Raw genomic sequence first — 22,039 nt, forward strand, 5'->3', positions numbered from 1 at the left:
CTGACAAATGGGCGACGTTTGACCCCAGGGGGTTGACGCGGCTGCGGTGCGGCTTGTGTGCCGCGCACGACGCCGTGGCGACGGACGGCGCCGGCCGGCCGCCCCGCGGGTCATCAGCGGTAGCTGCGCGCGTCCTCGATGACCTTGCCGTCGTTGGGCAGGCTGCCGGGGGGCACCATCTGCACGTCGCCGCGCAGCTTGGTCACTTCGCGCAGCGCTTCCGCCAGTTGCTGGGCCATGCCTGCGGCGGTTTCCGTGGTCTCCACCTGCAGCACCATCTGGTCGTTGGCCATCTCGCCGCTGACCACCAGCCGCGCGCGCTGCACCTGGGGGAAGCGCTTGACCACGCTGGCAATCTGGCCGGGGTGCACGAACATGCCGCGCACTTTGGTGGTCTGGTCCGCGCGGCCCATCCAGCCCTTGATGCGGGTGTTGGTGCGGCCCGTGGGGCACTGGCCCGGCAGTACGGCCGACAGGTCGCCGGTGCCGAAGCGGATCAGCGGGTAGTCGGGGTTCAGCGTGGTGATGACCAGCTCGCCCACTTCGCCCTCGGGCACCGGGTCGCCGGTGCCCGGGCGCACGATCTCGACGATCACGCCCTCGTCCAGCACCAGGCCTTCGCGCGCGCTGGTCTCATAGGCGATCAGGCCCAGGTCTGCCGTGGCGTAGCACTGGTAGCCCGTCACGCCGCGCGCGGCCAGCCAGTCGCGCAGCGAGGGCGGGAAGGCCTCGCCCGAGACCAGCGCCTTGGTCACGCTGGGCAGCGCCACGCCGTGTTCGTGGGCCTTGTCGAGGATGATCTTCAGGAAGCTGGGCGTGCCGATGTAGCCGGCCGGGCGCAGTTCGGCCATGGCCTGCACCTGCTGCTCGGTCTGCCCCGTGCCGCCCGGAAAGACCGTGCAGCCCAGCGCGTGGGCGCCAGTCTCCATCATCGATCCGGCAGGCACGAAGTGGTAGCTGAAGCTGTTGTGGATCAGCTCGCCGGGGCGAAACCCCGCGGCATACATGGCGCGTGCCATGCGCCAGTAGTCCGGCCGCGCGCCCTCGGGCTCATAGATGGTGCCGGGGCTGGCGAACACGCGGGGCATGTGGCGCCCGAATGCCAGGGCGCTGAAGCCGCCGAACGCATTCTGGCCGCGCTGCGCCTGCTGGCGCTCCAGCAGTTCGTACTTGCGCGTGACCGGCAGGCGGGCCAGCGCGGCGCGGTCGGTGATGGTGGTGGCGTCCACGCCCTCCAGGATGCCGGCGAAGGCGGGGCTGGCCTGCTGGGCGTGGGCGATCTGCCGGGGCAGGGCCGCCATGAGGGCGGCTTCACGCTCGGCGGGGGCGCGGGTTTCCAGGGCGTCGTAGAACATGCTCATGCCTGGGTCTCCTGTCGTTGGGAGGGGTTTAGGGCGAAATCGGCCTCCAGCGCTTGCCTGTCAAGCGCTAGCAGCTATTAATTTGAGAGTAATTAGGCCAGCCAGCGCTTGCGGCGCTTGTAGCTCTTGACGTCCTTGAAGCTCTTGCGCTCGCCGCCGCCCACGCCCAGGTAGAACTCCTTCACGTCTTCGTTGCTGGCCAGCTCCTGCGCGGGCCCGTCCATGACGATGCGGCCGCTTTCCATGATGTAGCCGTAGTCGGCATACTTCAGCGCCATGTTGGTGTTCTGCTCGGCCAGCAGGAAGGTCGTGCCTTCCTTGGCGTTGAGATCCTTCACGATGTTGAACACCTCTTCCACGATCTGCGGCGCCAGGCCCATCGAGGGCTCGTCCAGCAGCACGATGCTGGGGTTGCTCATGATGGCCCGGCCGATCGCGCACATCTGCTGCTCGCCGCCCGAGGTGTAGGCGGCCTGGCTGGTGCGGCGCGTCTTCAGGCGCGGGAAGTAGTTGTAGACCTTCTCCAGGTTGGCGGCGATCTCGCCCTTGTCGGTGCGCGTGTAGCTGCCGGTGAGCAGGTTCTCCTCGATGGTCAGGTGGGCGAAGCAGTGGCGCCCCTCCATGACCTGCACCACGCCGCGCTTGACCAGGTCGGCGGGCGAGAGGTTCTGGATCTGCTCGCCGCGCAGCTCGATGCTGCCCTTGGTGACCTCGCCGCGCTCGCCCTTGAGCAGGTTGGAGATCGCGCGCAGCGTGGTCGTCTTGCCCGCGCCGTTGCCGCCCAGCAGGGCGACGATGCCCTTCTCGGGCAGTTGCAGCGACACGCCCTTGAGCACCAGGATCACATGGTTGTAGATGACCTCGATGCCATTGACGCTGAGAACGATGTTTCTGGACTCCATAGCCTTGCCCTTGTAGTGGTGCCAATCGGCAGGGCTGTCGCCACAGCCCTCTCGATTGGCGGCTGCCCTGCGCAGCCGCTTGAACCTGGCGCAACCCGCGCCAGCGGGCGCCGTGGAACGGGTCTTGCCCGACCACCGGCGCCATCCCCCTTCCCGACGAGGAGGACGATGGCGCGCAGCGCCTCAGGGGACGTCCTTAGGACTGGCAGTCGCCCGCTTCGCGCCGGGACATCTTCTTGTCGGCGAGGTACTTGTCCGCGCCGGCCTTGACCATAGGCTTGATGACCTGCTCATCGGCCTGGTACCAGTCGGACGAGAACTTCCACTGCTTGCCGTCCCAGGTGTGCACGCGGGCCCAGGTAGAACCCATGTGGTCCGCGCAGCTGGTGGACAGCGGGCGCATCAGGTCGGTGAAGCCCAGCGCGTCCAGTTTTTTCTGGTCCAGCGCCAGGTTTTCCATGCCCCAACGCACCTGCTCGCCGGTCATGACCTTGCCCTTGCCGAAGCGCTCCTGCGCGCGGCGCACGGCCTCCACGCCCAGCATCTGGATGATCACGCCGCGCGTGTACAGCACCGAGCCCACTTCGTCCTTGGGGCCCGTGCCCTGGTTGGCGCCGTGCACGTGCTTGAGGATGTCCTGCATGACCTTGGACTGCGTGCCATGGCCGTTGAGCGCCAGTGCGTGGTAGCCCTTGGCGCCATCGCCCACGTCGCGCACGTCCGGCTCGGCACCGGCCCACCACACGCCGTACATCTTGTCGCGCGGGTAGCCGGTGGCCTGGGCTTCCTTCAGGGCGGTGGAGTTCATCACGCCCCAGCCCCACAGCAGCACGTAGTCGGGGCGGCTCTGGCGCACCTGCAGCCAGGTGGCCTTCTGCTCCACGCCGGGCGCGGTCACGGGCAGCATCTGCAGCTCGAAGCCGTGCATCTTGGAGCGCTCCTGCAGCAGCGGGATCGGCTCCTTGCCGAACGGGCTGTCGTGGTAGACCAGCGCGATCTTCTTGCCCTTGAGCTTGTCCAGGCCGCCGGCGTTCTTGCCGATGTGCTGGATCAGGATGTCGGCACCGGTCCAGTAGCTGCCCATGTAGGGGAAGTTCCACTTGAACGCCATGCCGTCCTGCGCGACCGACAGGCCGTAGCCCAGCGTCATCAGCGGGATCTTGTCCACGGGCGCCTTCTCGGTCAGCGCGAAGGTGATGCCGGTGGCCTGCGGGTCGAACAGCGTCACGCCGGGGCGGCTCTTGAGGCGCTCGTAGCACTCCACGCCGCGGTCGGTGGCGTAGCCGGTCTCGCACTCTTCCCAGGTCAGCTTCACGCCGTTCACGCCGCCGTCGCGCGCGTTGATCATCTTGATGTAGTCCTGCTTGCCGTTGGCCCATGGCACGCCGTTGGGTGCGTAGGGGCCCGTGCGGTACGACAGCAGGGGGAAGAACTGTTCCTTGGCCTGGGCGGCGGCGGCGCCTGCAAAGCCGGCCAGGGTGCAGGCCACCGTGGCGGCCGCAGCGAGTCGGGTGAATTTCATGGTCTTGTCTCCTTGTGGTTGGATGGAACGTCGCCTGAATTGCGCCGGTCGGCGCGGAACACACCTTGCAATGGCATCAATGGGGGAAGGGCCACACGCGCATCTTCTGCTTGCCGATGGACCACAGCTTGGCCAGGCCGTGGGGCTCCACGATGAGGAACCACACGATCAGCGCGCCGAAGATCATCAGTTCCGCATGCGACACGGCGGCGGTGGAGATGTCCACGCCGAACAGGCCGGCCACCGCGGGCAGGAACTGGTTCAGGAAGATGGGCAGCACCACGATGAAGGCCGCGCCGAAGAACGCGCCCATGATGGAGCCCATGCCGCCGATGATGACCATGAACAGCAGGCGGAACGACATCTCGACCGAGAACGCCGCCGGCTCCCACGAACCCAGGTGCACGAAGGCCCACAGCGCGCCCGCCATGCCGACGATGAAGGAGCTGACGGCGAAGGCGCTGAGCTTGGCGTACATCGGGCGGATGCCGATCACCGCGGCGGCCACGTCCATGTCGCGGATGGCCATCCATTCGCGGCCGATGGCGCCGCGCACCAGGTTCTTGGCCAGCAGGGCCACGACCACCAGGAGCGTCAGGCAGAACAGGTACTTGGCCATGGCGCTGTCCAGCGGCATGCCGAAGACCTGCAGGTTGCTGACCGAGACCGAACCCGAGTCGGAATTGTTGGTGAACCACTTGATGCGCAGGAACATCCAGTCGCTGAAGAACTGCGCCGCCAGCGTGGCCACGGCCAGGTACAGCCCTTTCACGCGCAGGCTGGGCAGCCCGAACAGGATGCCGAAGAACGTGGCGCACAGCCCGCCCAGGATGAGGGCCGGGACCAGCGGCATCCCGGGGAAGCGCACGAAGAAGTTGAAGGCCCCGTAGGCGCCCACCGCCATGAAGGCGCCCGAGCCCAGCGAGATCTGCCCGCAGTAGCCCACGAGGATGTTCACGCCCAGCGCGGCCATGGACATGATGACCAACGGGATCAGGATGGCGCGGTAGAAGTAGTCCGACGCCATCGCGGGCACCGCCACGAAGGCCACGGCCAACAGCAGCAGGATGGCGATGCGGTCCTGGGTGATGGGAAAGATCTGCTGGTCGGCCTTGTAGTTGGTCTTGAACTGGCCGTTTTCGCGGTAGAACATTATTTACTCCAAATCTTTCAACCAAGGGTGATGATCTTTTGGCTGCGGGCACTGCGTGCCCTCGCAGGAAGACCATCCTTCGCCTGCGGCGAAGAACCCTGCGGGTTGATCGCGTATGTCATACGCGATCGATGATCTTCTCGCCGAACAAACCTTGGGGCCGGAACAGCAGGAACACGAGGGCCAGCACGTAGGCAAACCAGATCTCGATGCCGCCGCCCACGAAGGGGCCCAGGTACACCTCGGAGAGCTTCTCGCCCACGCCGATGATCAGCCCGCCGATGATGGCGCCCGGCACCGAGGTCAGGCCGCCCAGGATCACCACTGGCAGCGCGCGCAGCGCCACCGTGGTCAGCGAGAATTGCACGCCCAGCTTGGAGCCCCAGATCATCCCGGCCACCAGTGCCACGACACCGGCGACACACCACACGATGACCCAGATGTGGTTGAGCGGGATGCCGATGGACTGCGCCGCCTGGTGGTCGTCCGCCACGGCGCGCAATGCGCGGCCGGTCTTGGTCTTTTGAAAGAAGATGCTCAGCACCACCACCAGGGCGGCGGCAATGCCTGCGGCAATCACGTCTTCCTTGTTCACGAGCACGCCGCCCTCGAACACGGTGTCCAGCAGGAACACCGGGTCCTTGGGCATGCCGATGTCGATCTTGTAGATGTCGCTGCCGAAGAAGGTCTGGCCCAGGCCTTCCAGGAAGTAGGTGATGCCCAGCGTGGCCATGAGCAGCGTGGCGCCTTCCTGGTTCACGAGGTGGCGCAGCACCAGGCGCTCGATGAACCAGGCCACTGCGAACATGCACAGGCCTGCGATCAGGAACGCGGCCAGATTGGCCACGATGGGGTTGCTGATGCCGGTCCACTCCGGGATCCACTCGGCGAAGCGCGCCATGGCCAGGGCCGCGAACAGCACCATGGCACCCTGCGCGAAGTTGAAGACGCCCGAGGCCTTGAAGATCAGCACGAAGCCGAGTGCCACCAGCGCGTAGAGCATGCCGGCCATCAGGCCGCCGATCAGGGTTTCGAGAAAGAATGCCATTTGCTTGCCCTCAGTGGCTGGTGCCCAGGTAGGCGCGAATCACGTCTTCGTTGTTGCGCACTTCGTCCGGCGCGCCGTCACCGATCTTTTTGCCGTAGTCCAGCACCACGACGCGGTCGCTGATGTCCATCACCACGCCCATGTCGTGTTCGATGAGGACGATGGTGGTGCCGAACTCGTCGTTCACATCCAGGATGAAGCGGCACATGTCCTGCTTCTCCTCCACGTTCATGCCGGCCATGGGTTCATCGAGCAGCAGCACCTGGGGTTCCATGGCGAGGGCCCGGCCCAAGTCCACGCGCTTTTGCAGGCCGTAGGGCAGCTGGCCGACGGGGGTCTTGCGGTGCGCCTGGATCTCCAGGAAGTCGATGATGTGTTCGACCTTCTCGCGGTGGGCGATCTCCTCGCGCTCGGCCGGTCCGATGCGCAGTGCCTGCAGGAGCAGGTTGCTTTTGATCTTGAGGTTGCGCCCGGTCATGATGTTGTCGATCACGCTCATGCCCTTGAACAACGCCAGGTTCTGGAAGGTGCGCGCGATGCCCATCTCGGCGACCTGGCGGCTGTTCATGTGGCCAAAGGTCTGGCCGCGGAAGGTGATGGAGCCCTCGGACGGCGTGTACACCCCGTTGATGCAGTTGAGCATGGAGCTCTTGCCCGCGCCATTGGGGCCGATGATCGAGCGGATCTCGTGCTCGCGCACGTTGAATGAGATGTCGGTGAGCGCCTTGACGCCGCCGAACCGCAGGCTGATGTTCTTGACGTCGAGGATGACGTCGCCAATCTTCTTGCTGGTCATGTGTCTGCTGCCTCGTTGCGTGTCAGGCGGCCGCCCGGGTGGCGGGGAAGGTCTTGGCGTCGGTGATCTTCAGCGTGGCGCTCACGCTGCCCTTGCGCCCGTCCTCGAACTTCACCTGCGTTTCGATGAACTGCTCGGCCTTGCCCGTGTACAGCGCATCCACCAGCACGCCGTACTTCTCGGCGATGAAATTGCGGCGCACCTTGCGTGTGCGGGTCAGTTCGTCGTCGTCGGGGTCCAGCTCCTTGTGCAGCACCAGGAAGCGCGCGACCTGCGTGTCGGCCATGCCGGCTTCGGCGGCCAGGTCGGCGTTCACCTGCGAGATGCAGTCGGCGATCAGCTCGATCACCTTGGGCTTGGAGGCCAGGTCCACATAGCCGCCGTAAGGGATGCCCTGGCGCTCGGCCCAGTTGCCCACGGCCTCGTAGTCGATGTTGATGAAGGCACAGACCTGATCGCGCTGGTTGCCGAAGCAGACGGCTTCCTTGATGTGCGGGAAGAACTTGAGCTTGTTCTCGATGTAGTTGGGCGCGAACATGGCCCCGCTGGCCGTCTTGCCCACGTCTTTGGCGCGGTCGATGATGCGTAGCTGGCCGTTGGCGTCGATCACGCCGGCATCGCCGGTGTGGAAGTAGCCTTCGGCGTCGATCACCTCGGCGGTGGCGTCGGGCCGCTTGTAGTACTCCTTGAGCACCGACACGCCCTTGACCAGCACCTCGCCGTTGTCGGCGATCTTCAGCTCGATGCCGGGAGCCGCCTGGCCCACGGTGTTCAGGTCTACCTGGCCATCACGCTGCAGGCAGACGTAGGCGCAGGTTTCCGTCTGACCGTAGAGCTGCTTGAGGTTGATGCCGATGGAGCGGAAGAAGCGGAACAGGTCGGGCCCGATGGCCGCGCCTGCCGTGTAGGCCACGCGGATGCGCGACAGGCCCATCACGTTGCGCAGCGGTCCGTAGATGGCGAGGTCGGCCAGGCGGTACTTGAGGCGGTCGATTGCGCCCACGGGCTTGCCGTCCAGGAGATCGGAGCCCACGCGGCGCGCCAGCTGCATGCATTTCTCGAACAGCCAGCGCTTGGGCGCAGCGGCGTCTTCCATGCGGATGGAGACCGACGTCAGCATGCCTTCAAACACGCGCGGCGGGGCGAAGTAGTAGGTGGGGCCGATCTCGCGCAGGTCGATGGAGACGGTGCTGGCCGACTCGGGGCAGTTGATGGTGAAGCCGGCCACCATCCACTGCGCGAGCGAGAACAGGTGGTCCCCCACCCATGCCGGGGGCAGGTAGGAAATCACGTTGTCCTGCGGGCCCAGGCGGTCCACCTCCACCGCGCCTTGCGCAGAGGCGATGAAGCTGGCATGCGTCTGGCACACGCCCTTGGGCTTGCCCGTGGTGCCCGAGGTGTAGAGGATCACCGACACGTCCTGCGGGTCGATCTGCTCCACCAGGGCATCCCATGCGCCGGGGTGGGCCTTGTCCCACTCGGCGCCGCGCGCCACCAGCTGCGCGGTGCTGATGAGGCCCGGCTGGTCGTAGTGGCGCAGGCCGCGCGGGTCGTCATAGATGATGTGCTGGATGCCGGATACCGATTCGCGCACTTCCAGCAGCTTGTCCACCTGTTCCTGGTTTTCGGCAAACGCGAAGGCAATCTCCGCGTCCTGGATGACGAAGGTCATCTCGGCGGCCACGGCGTCCTGGTACAGCGGAATCGGCACGCCCCCCACGCTTTGCACGGCCACGAAGCCCATGTACAGGTGTGGCCGGTTGTCGCTGATCAGCGCCAGGTTCTGGCCCTTGGCAAAGCCCAGCGACAGCAGCCCGCAGGCCATGTGGCGCACCTCGGCCGCGGCGTCTTTCCAGCTCCAGGTCTGCCAGATGCCATATTCTTTCTCGCGCAGTGCTGCAGCGTCGGGGCGCTGGGCGGCGTGCTGCAGCAGTAGATGGGGGAATGTGGTCTTCATTCCGGTTCCTATCAGGGTCTGTGGAGGGCAGCGCACGGGAAACACGAAGTCCGCTGCCGGTTTGCAACCAATGGTAGGAACGACTTTGACGTTATCTTGTCTTTACGATGACAATTCAAGGGTTAGTCCTCAGGGGTCTAACCCTGACCGCCCTCGACAGGTGGTGATCGCGGGAGGCTGAGGGGTTCATGGGCGCGACAGGCGAGGGCGCTATGCTCGCCGCCATGTACGCCCCGTTCTTCGGACTCGAACACCCGCCTTTTTCCATCGCGCCCGACCCGCGCTACCTCTTCATGAGCGAGCGCCATCGCGAAGCCCTGGCCCACCTGCTGTACGGCCTGGATGCGGGCGGCGGCTTCGTGCTGCTCACCGGCGAGATCGGCACCGGCAAGACCACGGTGTGCCGCTGCTTCCTGGAACAGATTCCGCCGCAGTGCAACGTCGCTTACATCTTCAATCCGAAGCTCACGGTGCCTGAGCTGCTGCGCTCCATCTGCGACGAATTCGGCGTGGCGCACCGCCCCGCCATACCGGGGGCGGAGACCGTGAAGGACTGCCTGGACCCGCTCAACGACTTCTTGCTGCAGCAGCACGCGGCGGGGCGCAACAACGTGCTCATCATCGACGAGGCGCAGAACCTCGCACCCGATGTGCTGGAACAACTGCGCCTGCTCACCAACCTCGAGACCAGCGAGCGCAAGCTGCTGCAGATCATCCTCATCGGCCAGCCCGAGCTGCGTGCGATGGTGGCGGCGCCGGAGCTGGAGCAGCTCGCGCAGCGCGTGATCGCGCGCTACCACCTGGACGCCTTGAGCGCCGACGAAACACGCCAGTACATCGCCCACCGCCTGGCCGTGGCCGGGTTGCAAGGGCCGCTGCCTTTTCAGCAGCGGGCGCTGGCACGCGTGCACGCGCTCACGGGTGGCGTGCCGCGGCGCATCAACCTGCTGTGCGACCGTGCCCTGCTGGGTGCTTACGGCGCGGGTGTGCGCGAGGTGACCGATGCCATGGTGCGCCGCGCCGCGCGCGAGGTGTTCGACGCGCCCGCTACGGCGCGCCCCGGCACGGCGGGGCGCTGGCTGGCCGCTGGAACCGGTGGGCTGGTGGGCGCGGCGGCGCTGGGCGGGCTGGCCTGGGCCCTGGGCTGGTGGCCGCTCGCAGACGGTGGCGCCGGCTCCACACAGGCGCAGGCACAGACACAGAGGCCGGCCATCGCCGCGTCGGCTGCGGCCGTGCCCGCGTCATCCCCCGCCTCGGCCGCTTCTGCGCCCGACGCGCCGGCCCTCCCGCCGACATTGGCGCAGTTCCTGGCCATCCAGCCCGTGGCGCAGGCGCCGGCGGCATGGCAGGCGCTGGCCCGGCAGTGGCAGGCGAGCGTGCCCGACGGCGCCACGGACCCCTGCGCCGCGCTGGCGCCCGAGGGCCTGCGCTGCTACCGCAGCCGCCGCGCCAGCCTGAACCTGCTGCGCCAGCTCGACCGGCCCGTGCTGCTGATGCTGCGGCCCGCCGAGGGCGATGCGCAGGGCGAGGCCCTGGCGCCTGAGGTGGCGGTCTTGCTGCGCCGGCTGGATGACGGCACCGCCACGCTGGAAGGCGTTCAGGGCCAGACGCTGCAGGTGCGCGTGACGGAGCTTGCGCCGCTGTGGCGCGGCGAGGTTGCCACGCTGTGGAAGGCCCCTGCCGAGCTGGCCGATTCGGGCGACGTCACCGCCACTGCCGCGGGCGCTGCCTGGCTGGACCAGCAACTGGCGGCCGCCGGCGCAGGCACCGCCGCAGCCCGTACCGCAACGCCCGCCGCGCGCCGCGCGCGCATCCACCAATTTCAGCTGGGCCAGGGCCTCACGCCCGATGGCCGCGCTGGTCCCTTGACCCTGATGTTGCTCAACCGCGCCGCAGGCGTGCCGGAGCCGCGTTTGCTCAGCGGAGCCTGAACCCATGTCCTACATTCTTGATGCGCTGCGGCGCGCCCAGGCCGAGCGCGGCCGTGGCAGCGTGCCCGGCCTGCATACCCCCGCGTCGCCCGTGGCGGTGCCCACCGTGCAGCGCGCCGCACCGGCGCGGGGGCTGCCCTGGATGGTGCTTGCAGCGCTGGCGGGCGTAGGGGCGGCAGCCGGCGCCTGGTGGCTGGTGCGTGCGCCCAGTGCGACGGTGGCCGCGGTGGTGCCTGCGCCCGCCTCCGCGATACCGGCGCCTGCCGCTCCAGCCTCCGCCGCGCCGATGGCCGTGCCGGCCCATGGGGCAGCGCCGGCGCCCGAAACTGCGCCCGCAACCACACCAACACCAACACCAACGCCAACACCAGCGCCAACACCAGCGCCAACACCAGCGCCAGCGCCAACACCAGCGCCAACACCAGCGCGAGTACCGGCATCGGCATCAGCACCAGCATCCAAACCCACGCCCGAGCGCTCCGCCCGCGCCGAAGCGCCTGCCCCCCGGCCCGAGCGCAGCGCGCCGGCCCCCGCGGCGCCTGCCCGCGCACCGGCCCCGCGCGCTGCGCCGCCGGCACCCGCGCCGCAGGAATCGACGGGAACCGTCTTTGCCCTGGCCGACCTGCCGGCGAGCGTGCGTGAGCAACTGCCCACCCTGCAGCTCGCGGGCGTGACCTACTCGTCCAACCCCGTGTACCGCATGGTGATCGTCAACGGCCAGGTGCTGCACGAGGGGGATACCGCCGCCCCCGGCCTGGTGCTGGAGCGCATCGAGCCGGCGCGCACCGTGTGGGCGTTCCGCGGCTACCGCTATGCCTTGCCGACGCAGTGATGGGTTTGTGGTCAAACAGGGCTTGAACCCAGCATCAGTAAGCGCCAACAGCTATTAAATCAATAGCATACGAGTGTGTCGATACCTCGGACCGGCCAGGCGTTGGTTCGTGGTATTCCCGCTGCCCCGCTGCGCGCTTTGACCGCATGCTTGCGCGCATGAGCCAAGACGCCTCCCTGCACCAGCGGCGCCGCCCGCCCACGGCCCAAGAACTCAGCGGCATTCCTTGGATGGCGTTGCTGCAGCCCGCTGAGCGCGAACGGGCGGTGGCCGCGCTGGCCGTCGGCGATGCCCAGCCGGGCGACTACGTGTGCCGTGTGGGCCGGCCGGTGACGTACTGGTTTGGGGTGGTCGAGGGCCTGCTCAAGATGAGCGCGGACAACGCCGACGGGCTGACCATGACCTTCACCGGCGTGCCGCCCGGCGGCTGGTTTGGCGAAGGCACGGCGGTCAAGCGCGAGCCCTACCGCTACAACATCCAGGCCCTGCGCAGGAGCGTGGTGGCGGGCCTGCCCATCGACACCTTCCATTGGCTGCTGGACCATTCCATCGGCTTCAACCGTTTCGTGATGAACCAGCTCAACGAGCGCCTGGCGCAGTTCATCGCCGCGCGGGAAATCGACCGCCTCACCAACCCCGACCTGCGCGTGGCGCGCAGCCTGGCGGCGCTGTTCAACCCCGTGCTCTACCCGGGCGTCGGGGAAGTGCTGCGCATCACCCAGCAGGAGCTGGCCTACCTGGTCGGCCTGTCGCGCCAACGTGTGAACGAGGCCCTGGCGACCCTGGAAGCGCAGGGGGCGATCCGCGTGGAGTACGGCGGCCTGCGCGTGCTGGACCTGCAGGCGCTGCGCACCAGCCTGTTCAGGCGGATGGAGCCGGCGGACGCGGGCCGCCACGGGCCCCGGCGCCGCGCTTCACCGCGCAGGGCGCCGGCCGACGAGAACGAGCCCGCCGCCATGATCTGAAGGCGCGGTAGATGGGGCGGGGCGCGGCGCGCTCCACGGCGCGAGACAATAGCGCCATGCCCGAAACGCCCGCCCGTCCCCCCGCACGGTCCGTCCCCGCACCGTCCGCTTCTGCTTCCCCCACTCCGCTGCGCCCGCGGCTGGTGCTGCGCAAGCCGACCACGCCCGCAGCACCTGTGGCTACCGGCAAGGCGCCGGGCCGGTCCGCAGGCCGCACGGCCGGCACGGCCGCACCCAGCGGCGCGGCAGGCGCCCCCCGTACGGCGAGCCGGCACGCGCCGGCCGCGCCGCGCCCTCCTGCCACCCGTGCGCCCGCTGGCGCTGCGCAGGCGCCTGCAGACGGCCGCATGCGCCTGAACAAGCGCATGGCCGATCTGGGGCTGTGCTCGCGCCGCGAGGCCGACGACTGGATCGCCCAGGGCTGGGTGCGCGTCAACGGGCAGGTGGCGGCCATGGGGCTGCAGGTGGGGCCGCACGACCGCATCGACGTGGACCGCGCGGCCCAGGGCCACCAGCGCCAGCAGGTGACCATCCTGCTGCACAAGCCCATGGGCTATGTGAGCGGCCAGGCCGAGGACGGCCACACGCCGGCCGTGGCGCTGATCAACCCACGTACGCACTGGAAGGACGATGAGAGCCGCACGCGCTTTTCGCCCGCGCAGCTCAAGGGCCTGGCGCCCTGCGGGCGGCTGGACATCGACTCCGTGGGCCTGCTGGTGCTGACGCAGGACGGGCGCGTGGCGCGCCAGCTCATCGGCGAGGACTCGACGGTGGACAAGGAGTACCTGGTGCGCGTGCAGTACGGCGATCGCGCGCAGGATGTGCGCGCCGTCTTCCCCGCCGACAAGCTGGCGCTGCTGAACCATGGCCTGGCGCTGGACGGCCAGCAGCTCAAGCCGGCGGTGGTGGAGTGGCAGAACCCCGAGCAACTGCGCTTCGTGCTGCGCGAGGGCAAAAAGCGCCAGATCCGCCGCATGTGCGAGCTGGTGGGCCTCAAGGTGGTGGGCCTCAAGCGCATCCGCATCGGCCAGGTGCTGCTGGGCAAGCTGCCGCCGGGCCAGTGGCGCTTCCTGGCGCCGGGTGAGCGCTTTTAAGCTATTAAATCAGGAGCTGCTAGCGCTCGCCAAAAGGGTGTTTGCAGTTCAAAACCCTTTGAAATGCAGAAAAGGAGAGCGCAAGCCGCTCTCTTTTTTGATGGCTGCGGTGGGCGTTCAGTCGCTGTTGCCGCTCGACAGCGGTGCGTTGTAGATCACCGCGCCCAGGATCGCGCCGACGCTGGGGCATGCGGCCAGCGTGGCATCGGTTGGTGGCAAATCGCCGTGCCGCGCCCCTTGAAGCCGGGCGCGGCGCCCCCACCTGCGCATGCGTTCCGGCTGCGCCGGAGAACATGGTTGAATCCCCTGTGATTTCTTTCCCGTTGCCCTTGTTTGAAAAACACCTATGAGCAAGCACACCCATTCCTTCCAGGCCGAAGTGGCGCAACTGCTGCACCTGGTCACGCATTCGCTGTATTCCAACAAAGAGATCTTCCTGCGCGAGCTGGTCTCCAACGCCTCGGACGCCTGCGACAAGCTGCGCTTTGAAGCGCTGAACAATGCCGCGCTGTACGAGGATGCGCCCAACCTGGAGGTGCGCGTGTCCTTCGACAAGGAAGCGCGCACGCTGACCATCACCGACAACGGCATCGGCATGAGCGAGCAGGAGGCCATTGACCACCTGGGCACGATCGCCAAGAGCGGTACGCGCGACTTCATGAACCGCCTGTCGGGCGACCAGAAGGCCGACGCGCAGCTGATCGGCCAGTTTGGCGTGGGCTTCTACTCGGGCTTCATCGTGGCCGACCGCATCACGGTCGAGAGCCGCCGCGCGGGCCTGCCCGCCAGCGAAGGCGTGCGCTGGGCCAGCGGCGGCGCGGGTGACTTCGAGGTAGAGGCCATCGAACGTGCGGCGCGCGGCACCAGCGTGATCCTGCACCTGCGCGAGGATGCCGAGGAGTTCCTCAACGCCTGGAAGATCAAGCAGGTGATCGGCAAGTATTCCGACCACATCAGCCTGCCCATCCTCATGGAGAAGGAGGAGTGGAAGGAGAGCGAGAAGGAAGGCGAGCCGGGCCAGATGGTGAAGACCGGCGAGTGGGAAACCGTGAACAAGGCCAGCGCCCTGTGGACGCGGCCCAAGAAGGACATCACCGACGAGCAGTACCAGGACTTCTACAAGTCCATCAGCCACGACTTCGAGAACCCGCTCACCTGGAGCCACAACCGCGTCGAGGGCAACACCGAGTACACGCAGCTGCTGTACATCCCTGCCAAGGCGCCGTTCGACCTGTGGAACCGCGACAAGAAGGCCGGCGTGAAGCTGTACGTCAAGCGCGTGTTCATCATGGACGACGCCGAGTCGCTCATGCCCAGCTACCTGCGCTTCGTCAAGGGCGTGATCGACTCCGCTGACCTGCCGCTGAACGTGAGCCGCGAGCTGCTGCAGGAAAGCCGCGACGTGCGCCTGATCCGCGACGGCTCGGTCAAGCGCGTGCTGTCCATGCTCGAGGACCTGGCCAAGCACGACAAGCATGAGGCAGCGGCGGAAGGCGCCGATGGCGTGCAGGACGTGGTCAGCGCCGAGGACAAGGCCAAGGAAGGCAAGTACACCCAGTTCTACGCCGAGTTCGGCGCCGTGCTCAAGGAAGGCCTGGGCGAGGACTTCGCCAACCGCGAACGTCTGGCCAAGCTGCTGCGCTTTGCCTCCACCACATCGGATACGCCGAGCGTTTCCTTTGCCGACTACAAGGCGCGCATGAAGGAGGGCCAGGAGGCCATCTACTACATCACCGCCGACACGCTGGCCGCCGCCAAGAACAGCCCGCAGCTCGAAGTCTTCAAGAAGAAGGGCATCGAGGTGCTGCTCATGACCGACCGCGTGGACGAGTGGGCGCTGAACTACCTGCAGGACTTCGACGGCACGCCCCTGCAGTCCGTGGCCAAGGGCGCGGTGGACCTGGGCAAGCTGCAGGACGAGGCCGAGAAGAAGGCCGCCGAGGAGGCCGCCGAGGCCTTCAAGCCCGTGCTCGCCAAGCTCAAGGAAGCCCTCAAGGACAAGGCCGAGGACGTGCGCGTGACCACGCGCCTGGTCGATTCACCCGCTTGCCTGGTGGTGCAGGACGGCGGCATGAGCACGCAGCTCGCGCGCCTGCTCAAGCAGGCCGGCCAGAGCGCGCCTGACGCCAAGCCCGTGCTGGAAGTGAACCCCGAGCATGCGCTGGTCAAGAAGCTGGACGGCAGCGTGCACTTTCACGACCTGGCACACATCCTGTTCGACCAGGCGCTGCTCGCTGAGGGCGGCCTGCCTGAGGACCCGGCCGCGTACGTGAAGCGCGTGAACGCGCTGCTGGCCTGAGCGATGGGAGGGATGGCGGCATCTGGTATGCCTGATTGGGGCGCATCTGCTGCTGTACCCGCCGCGTCGCGCGCGCGATAGTCCCTGACAGGCGCGGGGGCCCGCTGTGGTGTCGCCCGGCGCCACAGCTCAGAGGCCCCCATGTCCCATCCAGAGCGCCTGCCCCGCAACGGGGCGCCGCGCAAAACCATACCGATCGTTCCCGAGTCCACTTCGCTGTACGAGGCGCAGCAGAAGATCTATCCGCGCTCCATTCGCGGCACCTTCGCGCGCTGGCGCTGGCTCATGGTGTGGGCCACGCAGATCGTGTTCTACGGCCTGCCATGGCTGGAGTGGGGGCAGCGCCAGATGGTGCTGTTCGACCTGGGCGCGCGGCGCTTTTACCTGTTCGGCCTGGTGCTGTACCCGCAGGACTTCATCTACCTCACGGGTCTGCTCATCATCTCGGCGCTGGCGCTGTTTTTGTTCACCGCCGTCGCCGGGCGGCTGTGGTGCGGCTTTGCCTGCCCGCAGACGGTCTATACCGAAATCTTCCTGTGGATAGAGCACCGCATCGAGGGCGACCGCAGCGCGCGCCTGCGCCTGGACAACGGCGGCTGGACGGCCGAGAAGCTGTGGAAGAAGTCGGCCAAGCAGTTGGTCTGGATCGCCTTCTCGCTGTGGACCGGCTTCACCTTCGTGGGCTACTTCGTGCCCATCCGTGAACTGGGTGGCGAACTGCTGGCGCTGCAGGGCGGCTGGCAGATCTTCTGGGTGCTGTTCTACGGCCTGGCCACGTACGGCAACGCGGGCTTCCTGCGCGAGCAGGTGTGCAAGTACATGTGCCCGTATGCGCGCTTCCAGAGCGCGATGTTCGACAAGGACACGCTGATCGTCACCTACGACGCGCAGCGCGGTGAGACGCGCGGGCCGCGCAGCAAGACGGCCGCGCCCGCGCGCGGGCAGGGCGATTGCATCGACTGCACGCTGTGCGTGCAGGTCTGCCCCGTGGGCATAGACATCCGCGAGGGGCTGCAGTACGAGTGCATAGGCTGCGGCCTGTGCGTGGATGCCTGCAACAGCGTGATGGACAAGGTGGGCCTGCCGCGCGGCCTGATCCGCTACGCCACGCACAACGGCATGGCCAGCCGCTGGAGCGCTGCGCAGATGCTGCGCCGCGTGGCGCGGCCGCGTGTGCTGATCTATACGGCGGTGCTGGTTGCCCTGAGCGTGGCCATGCTCGCCAGCATGGCGCTGCGCACGCCGCTCAAGGTGGACGTGGTGCGCGACCGCGCCGCGCTCTCGCGCATCGTGGCGGGCGGCAAGCTGGAGAACATCTACCGCCTGCAGATCATGAACGCCACCGAGGCGCCGCAGCGCTACCGCATCGGCGCCAGCGGCATCGCGGGGCTGGAGGTGGCGTCCGAACCCGAGGTGGAGATCGGCGCCGCGCAGGCGCGCTGGGTACCCGTGCGCCTGCGCATTCCCTACGGCTCCATGCCACCGGGTTCGCACCCGGTGCTCTTCGATGTCGAGGCGCTCGGCGACACGCCGGCGCGCGTGACGGAGAAGGCCATCTTCCTGGTGCCGCGATGAGGTGGTCTGGCCGCCAGGGGCGCGGCGGCCTGCCCTCGACAGGGTGGGCGTGCTGGCGGATACTGCGGCGCTCCAGGCATCGCGCCTGGGATGCAACAGGAGCCGTCGAACCACCCATGTGCACCGCGCTGTACGTTTGAAGGAGACGCGCAATGCTTGGATTCACCGCGCTGGAACTGGCCCGCATCCAGTTCGGCTTCACCATTTCGATGCACATCATCTTTCCGGCCATCACCATCGGGCTGGCGAGCTACCTGGCCGTCCTCGAAGGGCTGTGGCTGTGGCGCAAGAACCCGGTGTACCGCGACCTGTACCACTTCTGGTCGAAGATCTTCGCGGTCAACTTCGCCATGGGCGTGGTTTCGGGGCTGGTCATGGCCTACCAGTTCGGCACCAACTGGAGCCATTACTCGGCCTTCGCGGGCAGCATCACCGGGCCGCTGCTGGCCTACGAGGTGCTCACGGCTTTCTTCCTGGAGGCGGGCTTTCTCGGCGTGATGCTGTTCGGCTGGCGCAAGGTCGGCCCCGGCCTGCATTTCTTCGCCACCGTGATGGTGGCCCTGGGTACGCTGGTGTCGGCCACCTGGATCCTGGCCTCCAACAGCTGGATGCAGACGCCCCAGGGTTTCGAGATCGTCAACAACGTGGTGGTCCCGACGGACTGGTTCGAGGTCATCTTCAACCCGTCCTTTCCCTACCGGCTCGCCCACATGACGGTGGCGGCGTTCCTGTCCACCGCGCTGTTCGTGGGCGCGTCGGCGGCGTGGCACCTGCTGCGCGGCAACGACAACCCGCGCGTGCGCACCATGCTGTCCATGGCCATGTGGATGCTTCTCGTGGTGGCGCCCGTGCAGGTCGCCATCGGCGATTTGCACGGCCTGAACACGCTTCAGCACCAGCCGGCCAAGCTGGCGGCGATGGAGGGGCACTGGGAGAGCAAGCCGGGCGAGGGCGTGCCGCTCACCCTTGTCGGCTGGCCCGACATGGAGGCCGAGACCACGCGCTACGCGCTGGAGATTCCCCGGCTCGGCAGCCTGATCCTCACGCACTCGTGGGACGGGCAGTACCAGGGCCTCAAGGAGTTCGCGCCGCAGGATCGGCCCAATGCCGCCATCGTGTTCTGGAGCTTCCGCCTCATGGTGGGGCTGGGCATGCTGATGCTGCTGCTGGGGCTGTGCAGCGCCTGGCTGCGCTGGCGCCGCGGGCTGTACCGCTCGCGGCTCTTTCTGCGCTTTGCGGTCTGGATGGGACCGACGGGGCTGATCGCCATCCTCGCGGGCTGGTTCACCACCGAGATCGGCCGCCAGCCCTGGATCGTCTATGGCGTCATGCGCACGCAGGACGCGATGTCCAACCACTCCGCGCTGGTGCTGGGCACCTCGCTGATCATCTTTGTCGTGGCGTACTTCATCGTGTTCGGCATCGGCACGCGCTACCTGCTCAAGCTCGTGGCCCTGGGGCCCGACGTCTATGACGATACGGGCGATGACGGCTCCGATGCGCCGCAGCGCCGGCCAGCACGGCCGCTGTCCGCCGCCCCGGACGCACCGGCCGGCGCCATCCACACCACTCCTCGGAAGGGCTGAACCATGGGCATCGATCTACCGGTCGTCTGGATCATCATCATTGCCTTCGGGCTGATGATGTACGTGATCATGGACGGGTTCGACCTGGGCATAGGCATCCTGTTCCCGTTCGTGAAGGCGCGCGAGGACCGCGACGTCATGGTCAACACCGTGGCGCCCGTGTGGGACGGCAACGAGACCTGGCTGGTGCTGGGCGGCGCCGGACTCATGGCCGCCTTTCCGCTGGCCTACGCCGTGGTGCTCAGCGCGCTGTACCTGCCGCTGCTGCTCATGCTGCTGGGCCTCATCTGGCGTGGCGTGGCCTTCGAGTTCCGCTTCAAGGCGGACGAGCACCACAAGCCCTTCTGGGACATCGCCTTCATGGGCGGTTCCTACGTGGCCACGTTCTTCCAGGGCGTGGTGCTGGGGGCGTTCCTGAACGGCTTCGAGGTGCGCGATGGCGTCGCCACGGGCGGCGCGCTGGCCTGGATCACGCCGTTCAGTCTGTTCACGGGGCTGGCGCTGCTGCTGGCCTATGCGCTGCTCGGGGCCACCTGGCTCATCATCAAGACCGAGGGCGCGCTGCACGATCGCATGGTGGCGCTGGCCCGCCCGGCCACGCTGGCGCTGCTGGCGGCCATCGTCATCGTGAGCGTGTGGACCCCGCTGACCCACGCGGCCATCGCGCAGCGCTGGTTCAGCTGGCCCAACCTCGCGTTCTTCGCGCCCGTTCCGCTGCTGGTGCTGGTCACGGCCGTCGGCATCCTGCGCAGCCTGCGCGGCGGCAATCCCGGCGCGGCGCCGTTCCTGCTCACGCTGTGCCTGCTGTTCCTGGGCTACAGCGGCCTGGGCATCAGCCTGTGGCCGCACATCATCCCGCCGGCCATCACCCTGCGCGAAGCGGCCGCGCCGCCGCAGAGCCTGGGCTTCACGCTCGTGGGCGCGCTGCTCATCATCCCGATCATCCTGGCCTATACGGCCTGGTCGTACTACGTGTTCCGCGGCAAGGTGCGCCCGGGCGAGGGCTACCACTGATGGCGCCGCCCGCCCCGCGCAAGCCCTGGCTGCGGCGCATCGGCTGGCTGGTGCTGATCTGGGCCGCCAGCGTCACCACCCTGGGCATCGTGGCGTGGTTGCTCCGGGGACTGATGGGCCTGGCGGGCCTGACCGCCTAGCTCACACCGTGCCTCCCTCAGAGCGTCACGCAACCCGCGACGCATGAAACTGGCGCTACCCAAGCCAGGGCAGCCGAGCAAGGGCCGCCCCGCAGCGAGGGCTGCGTCCCCCTTCCCGCATCGCGTAGCGATGCGAGAGAAGGGGGAAGGCGCGTAGCGCCACAGGGGGTTGTTTCACTTCACCGCGAGGCGGCCCAGCGTGGCCAGCGCGGCTTCGCTGCGCGCGTTCCATTCCTGGCCGTAGTTCAGCCGCAGGCAGTGCGCGAAGCTGCGCGAGGCCGAAAAGATCGGGCCCGGCGCGATGCTGATGCCGTGCTGCAGCGCCTGACGGTGCAGCCGCAGCGTGTCGGTGCCATCGGGTAGCTCTAGCCACAGGAAGTAGCCGCCCGCCGGCTGCGTGGCGCGCGTGCCTGGCGGGAAGTGCGCGGCCACGGCCTCGGCCACGAGCGCCTGGCGCGCGGCCAGGGTTTGGCGCAGGCGGCGCAGGTGCTTGTCGAAGCCGCCGCGCTCCAGATATGTGGCCAGCGCCAGCTGCACGGGCGCCGATGCGCCCAGCGTGGTGGTCAGCTTCTGGCGCGCCACGGCTTGCGCGAAGCGGCCCGGCGCGGCCCAGCCGATGCGATAGCCCGGCGCCAGGCATTTGGAGAACGAGGAGCAGTGCAACACCAGCCCCTCACGGTCGAAGGCCTTGGCGGGCAGCGGGCGCCTGTCGCCGAAGTACAGCTCGGCATACACGTCGTCCTCGATCAGCGGCACGCCGTGGCGCGTGAGCAGCTCCACCAGGGCCTGCTTCTTGGCCTCTGGCATCAGGCCGCCCAGCGGGTTCTGGAAGGTGGTCATGAGCCAGCAGGCCCTGGGGCCGTGGCGCGCGATGGCGTGCTCCAGCGCCGCCAGGTCTATGCCCTCGCGCGGGTGGGTCGGCACCTCAATGGCCTGCAGGCCCATGCGCTCCAGCGTCTGCAGCGCCGCGTAGAACGTGGGTGATTCGACCACCACGGAGTCGCCCGGGCGCGTGACTGCCGCCAGGCACAGGTTCAACGCCTCCAGCGCGCCGTTGGTGACGATGATCTCGTCGGTGCGCACCTGCAGGCCGTCGGCAAGGTAGCGCAGCGCGATCTGCCGGCGCAGCGCCGGGTTGCCGGGCGAGAGGTCGTCCACCGTGCTCCACGGGTCGAGCGCCTGGGCGCTGGCGGCCACGGCTTGCCCCAGGCGGGACAGCGGGAACAGCAGCGGGCTGGGAAAGGCCGAGCCGAAGGCGACCACGTCGCGCGCCATGCTGGCTTCGAGCACCTCGAACACGAGTTCGCTCACGTCCACGGCGATCGACGCGTCCTGCGGCTGCGAGGCCAGCTCCGGCTCGGGCGGGCGCTTGCGCGCGCCCTCGCTCACGTAGTAGCCCGAGCGTTCGCGCGCACGCACCAGGCCGCGCGCCTCCAGCAGGTAGTAGGCCTGGAACACCGTGGAGGCGCTGATGCCGCGGCTTGTGCAAGTGTGGCGCACCGAGGGCAGGCGGTCGCCGGGGCGGAGCACGCCGTCACGGATGGAAGCTTCGATGTCCGCCGCGAGGGCCTCATAGCGTTTCATGCGGCCGATTCTAGTGTCCTGAGTTAGAAATTCGCAGACAAAATCTTTCAACGCTTGCAAGGATGTCTTGGGCAGACTTGGCCCAGACGAATGGTTTTGGATCAGCGTTGTTGAGTTTGAGGTATTGGCGGATTGCTTGTTCGAGCTGTCTTGTTGATCTGTGCGTGCCGCGACGGATGTACTTCTCAGTGAGGGTAGCGAACCAACGCTCTACCTGGTTCAGCCAGGATGCCGAGGTGGGAGTGAAGTGCACGTGAAACCTGGGGTGTCTGGCGAACCA

General features: G+C 67.7%; 17 protein-coding genes and 1 pseudogene. 9 read left to right on the plus strand and 9 right to left on the minus strand.

From position 1 onward, the window contains the following. Positions 1–113 precede the first annotated feature (113 nt). The 7 genes from BV908_RS11330 to BV908_RS11360 form a co-directional block, all read right to left on the minus strand. On the minus strand, positions 114–1,361 hold the full coding sequence (locus BV908_RS11330) for an AMP-binding protein (RefSeq protein WP_088887750.1): 1,248 nt from the start codon (positions 1,359–1,361) through the stop codon (positions 114–116). A gap of 92 nt (positions 1,362–1,453) precedes the next feature. Beyond that, positions 1,454–2,263, minus strand: coding sequence for an ABC transporter ATP-binding protein (locus tag BV908_RS11335; RefSeq protein ID WP_103738184.1), 810 nt, complete (start codon positions 2,261–2,263; stop codon positions 1,454–1,456). A gap of 196 nt (positions 2,264–2,459) precedes the next feature. Further along, positions 2,460–3,785: an ABC transporter substrate-binding protein gene (locus BV908_RS11340; RefSeq protein WP_103738185.1), complete on the minus strand. Its 1,326-nt coding sequence runs from the start codon at positions 3,783–3,785 to the stop codon at positions 2,460–2,462. 76 nt (positions 3,786–3,861) lie between these two features. Beyond that, positions 3,862–4,938: a branched-chain amino acid ABC transporter permease gene (locus BV908_RS11345; RefSeq protein ID WP_103738186.1), complete on the minus strand. Its 1,077-nt coding sequence runs from the start codon at positions 4,936–4,938 to the stop codon at positions 3,862–3,864. Positions 4,939–5,056: 118 nt separating this feature from the next. Continuing rightward, complete coding sequence (locus tag BV908_RS11350; RefSeq protein WP_012655498.1) at positions 5,057–5,986, minus strand: branched-chain amino acid ABC transporter permease; 930 nt, start codon at positions 5,984–5,986, stop codon at positions 5,057–5,059. A 10-nt stretch (positions 5,987–5,996) separates the two neighbouring features. Then, complete coding sequence (locus tag BV908_RS11355) at positions 5,997–6,782, minus strand: ABC transporter ATP-binding protein (RefSeq protein WP_011803929.1); 786 nt, start codon at positions 6,780–6,782, stop codon at positions 5,997–5,999. Between the two features lie 22 nt (positions 6,783–6,804). Then, positions 6,805–8,739: an AMP-binding protein gene (locus BV908_RS11360; protein ID WP_041835859.1), complete on the minus strand. Its 1,935-nt coding sequence runs from the start codon at positions 8,737–8,739 to the stop codon at positions 6,805–6,807. Positions 8,740–8,963: 224 nt separating this feature from the next. Between BV908_RS11360 and BV908_RS11365 the strand changes: the two genes are divergently transcribed. From BV908_RS11365 to BV908_RS11405, 9 genes are all read left to right on the plus strand, one after another. Beyond that, on the plus strand, positions 8,964–10,670 hold the full coding sequence (locus BV908_RS11365) for an AAA family ATPase (protein WP_103738190.1): 1,707 nt from the start codon (positions 8,964–8,966) through the stop codon (positions 10,668–10,670). A 4-nt stretch (positions 10,671–10,674) separates the two neighbouring features. Continuing rightward, positions 10,675–11,502 (plus strand): general secretion pathway protein GspB, encoded by an 828-nt coding sequence (locus BV908_RS11370; protein WP_103738187.1) that lies wholly within the window; start codon positions 10,675–10,677, stop codon positions 11,500–11,502. Between the two features lie 158 nt (positions 11,503–11,660). Continuing rightward, the gene (locus BV908_RS11375; RefSeq protein ID WP_199856190.1) at positions 11,661–12,467 is read left to right on the plus strand and encodes a Crp/Fnr family transcriptional regulator; all 807 of its coding nucleotides are present in this window, start codon (positions 11,661–11,663) and stop codon (positions 12,465–12,467) included. A gap of 56 nt (positions 12,468–12,523) precedes the next feature. Beyond that, on the plus strand, positions 12,524–13,561 hold the full coding sequence (locus tag BV908_RS11380; RefSeq protein WP_246867494.1) for a pseudouridine synthase: 1,038 nt from the start codon (positions 12,524–12,526) through the stop codon (positions 13,559–13,561). A gap of 346 nt (positions 13,562–13,907) precedes the next feature. Next, complete coding sequence (gene htpG, locus BV908_RS11385) at positions 13,908–15,860, plus strand: molecular chaperone HtpG (protein ID WP_012655504.1); 1,953 nt, start codon at positions 13,908–13,910, stop codon at positions 15,858–15,860. Between the two features lie 141 nt (positions 15,861–16,001). Further along, positions 16,002–17,435 carry a cytochrome c oxidase accessory protein CcoG gene (gene ccoG, locus BV908_RS11390; protein ID WP_047349430.1) on the plus strand — a complete coding sequence of 478 codons (1,434 nt, stop codon included), beginning with the start codon at positions 16,002–16,004 and terminating at the stop codon, positions 17,433–17,435. Positions 17,436–17,587: 152 nt separating this feature from the next. After that, entirely contained in the window at positions 17,588–19,021 is a 1,434-nt protein-coding gene (locus BV908_RS11395; RefSeq protein WP_103738188.1) for a cytochrome ubiquinol oxidase subunit I, read from the plus strand. A 3-nt stretch (positions 19,022–19,024) separates the two neighbouring features. Then, entirely contained in the window at positions 19,025–20,035 is a 1,011-nt protein-coding gene (gene cydB, locus BV908_RS11400; RefSeq protein WP_047349432.1) for a cytochrome d ubiquinol oxidase subunit II, read from the plus strand. Continuing rightward, positions 20,035–20,175: a DUF2474 domain-containing protein gene (locus BV908_RS11405; RefSeq protein WP_084001969.1), complete on the plus strand. Its 141-nt coding sequence runs from the start codon at positions 20,035–20,037 to the stop codon at positions 20,173–20,175. Before cydB ends, BV908_RS11405 begins: the two co-directional genes overlap by 1 nt. Before the next feature lie 174 nt (positions 20,176–20,349). On the opposite strand, the gene BV908_RS11410 is transcribed toward BV908_RS11405, so the two are convergent. Both BV908_RS11410 and BV908_RS11415 read right to left on the minus strand, forming a co-directional pair. Beyond that, positions 20,350–21,759: a PLP-dependent aminotransferase family protein gene (locus BV908_RS11410; protein WP_047349433.1), complete on the minus strand. Its 1,410-nt coding sequence runs from the start codon at positions 21,757–21,759 to the stop codon at positions 20,350–20,352. A gap of 10 nt (positions 21,760–21,769) precedes the next feature. Next, positions 21,770–22,039 (minus strand): annotated as a pseudogene (locus tag BV908_RS11415) (IS630 family transposase); the annotation flags it as partial.

This window comes from Diaphorobacter sp. LR2014-1 (assembly GCF_002916785.1).
GTDB lineage: Bacteria > Pseudomonadota > Gammaproteobacteria > Burkholderiales > Burkholderiaceae_C > Diaphorobacter > Diaphorobacter nitroreducens.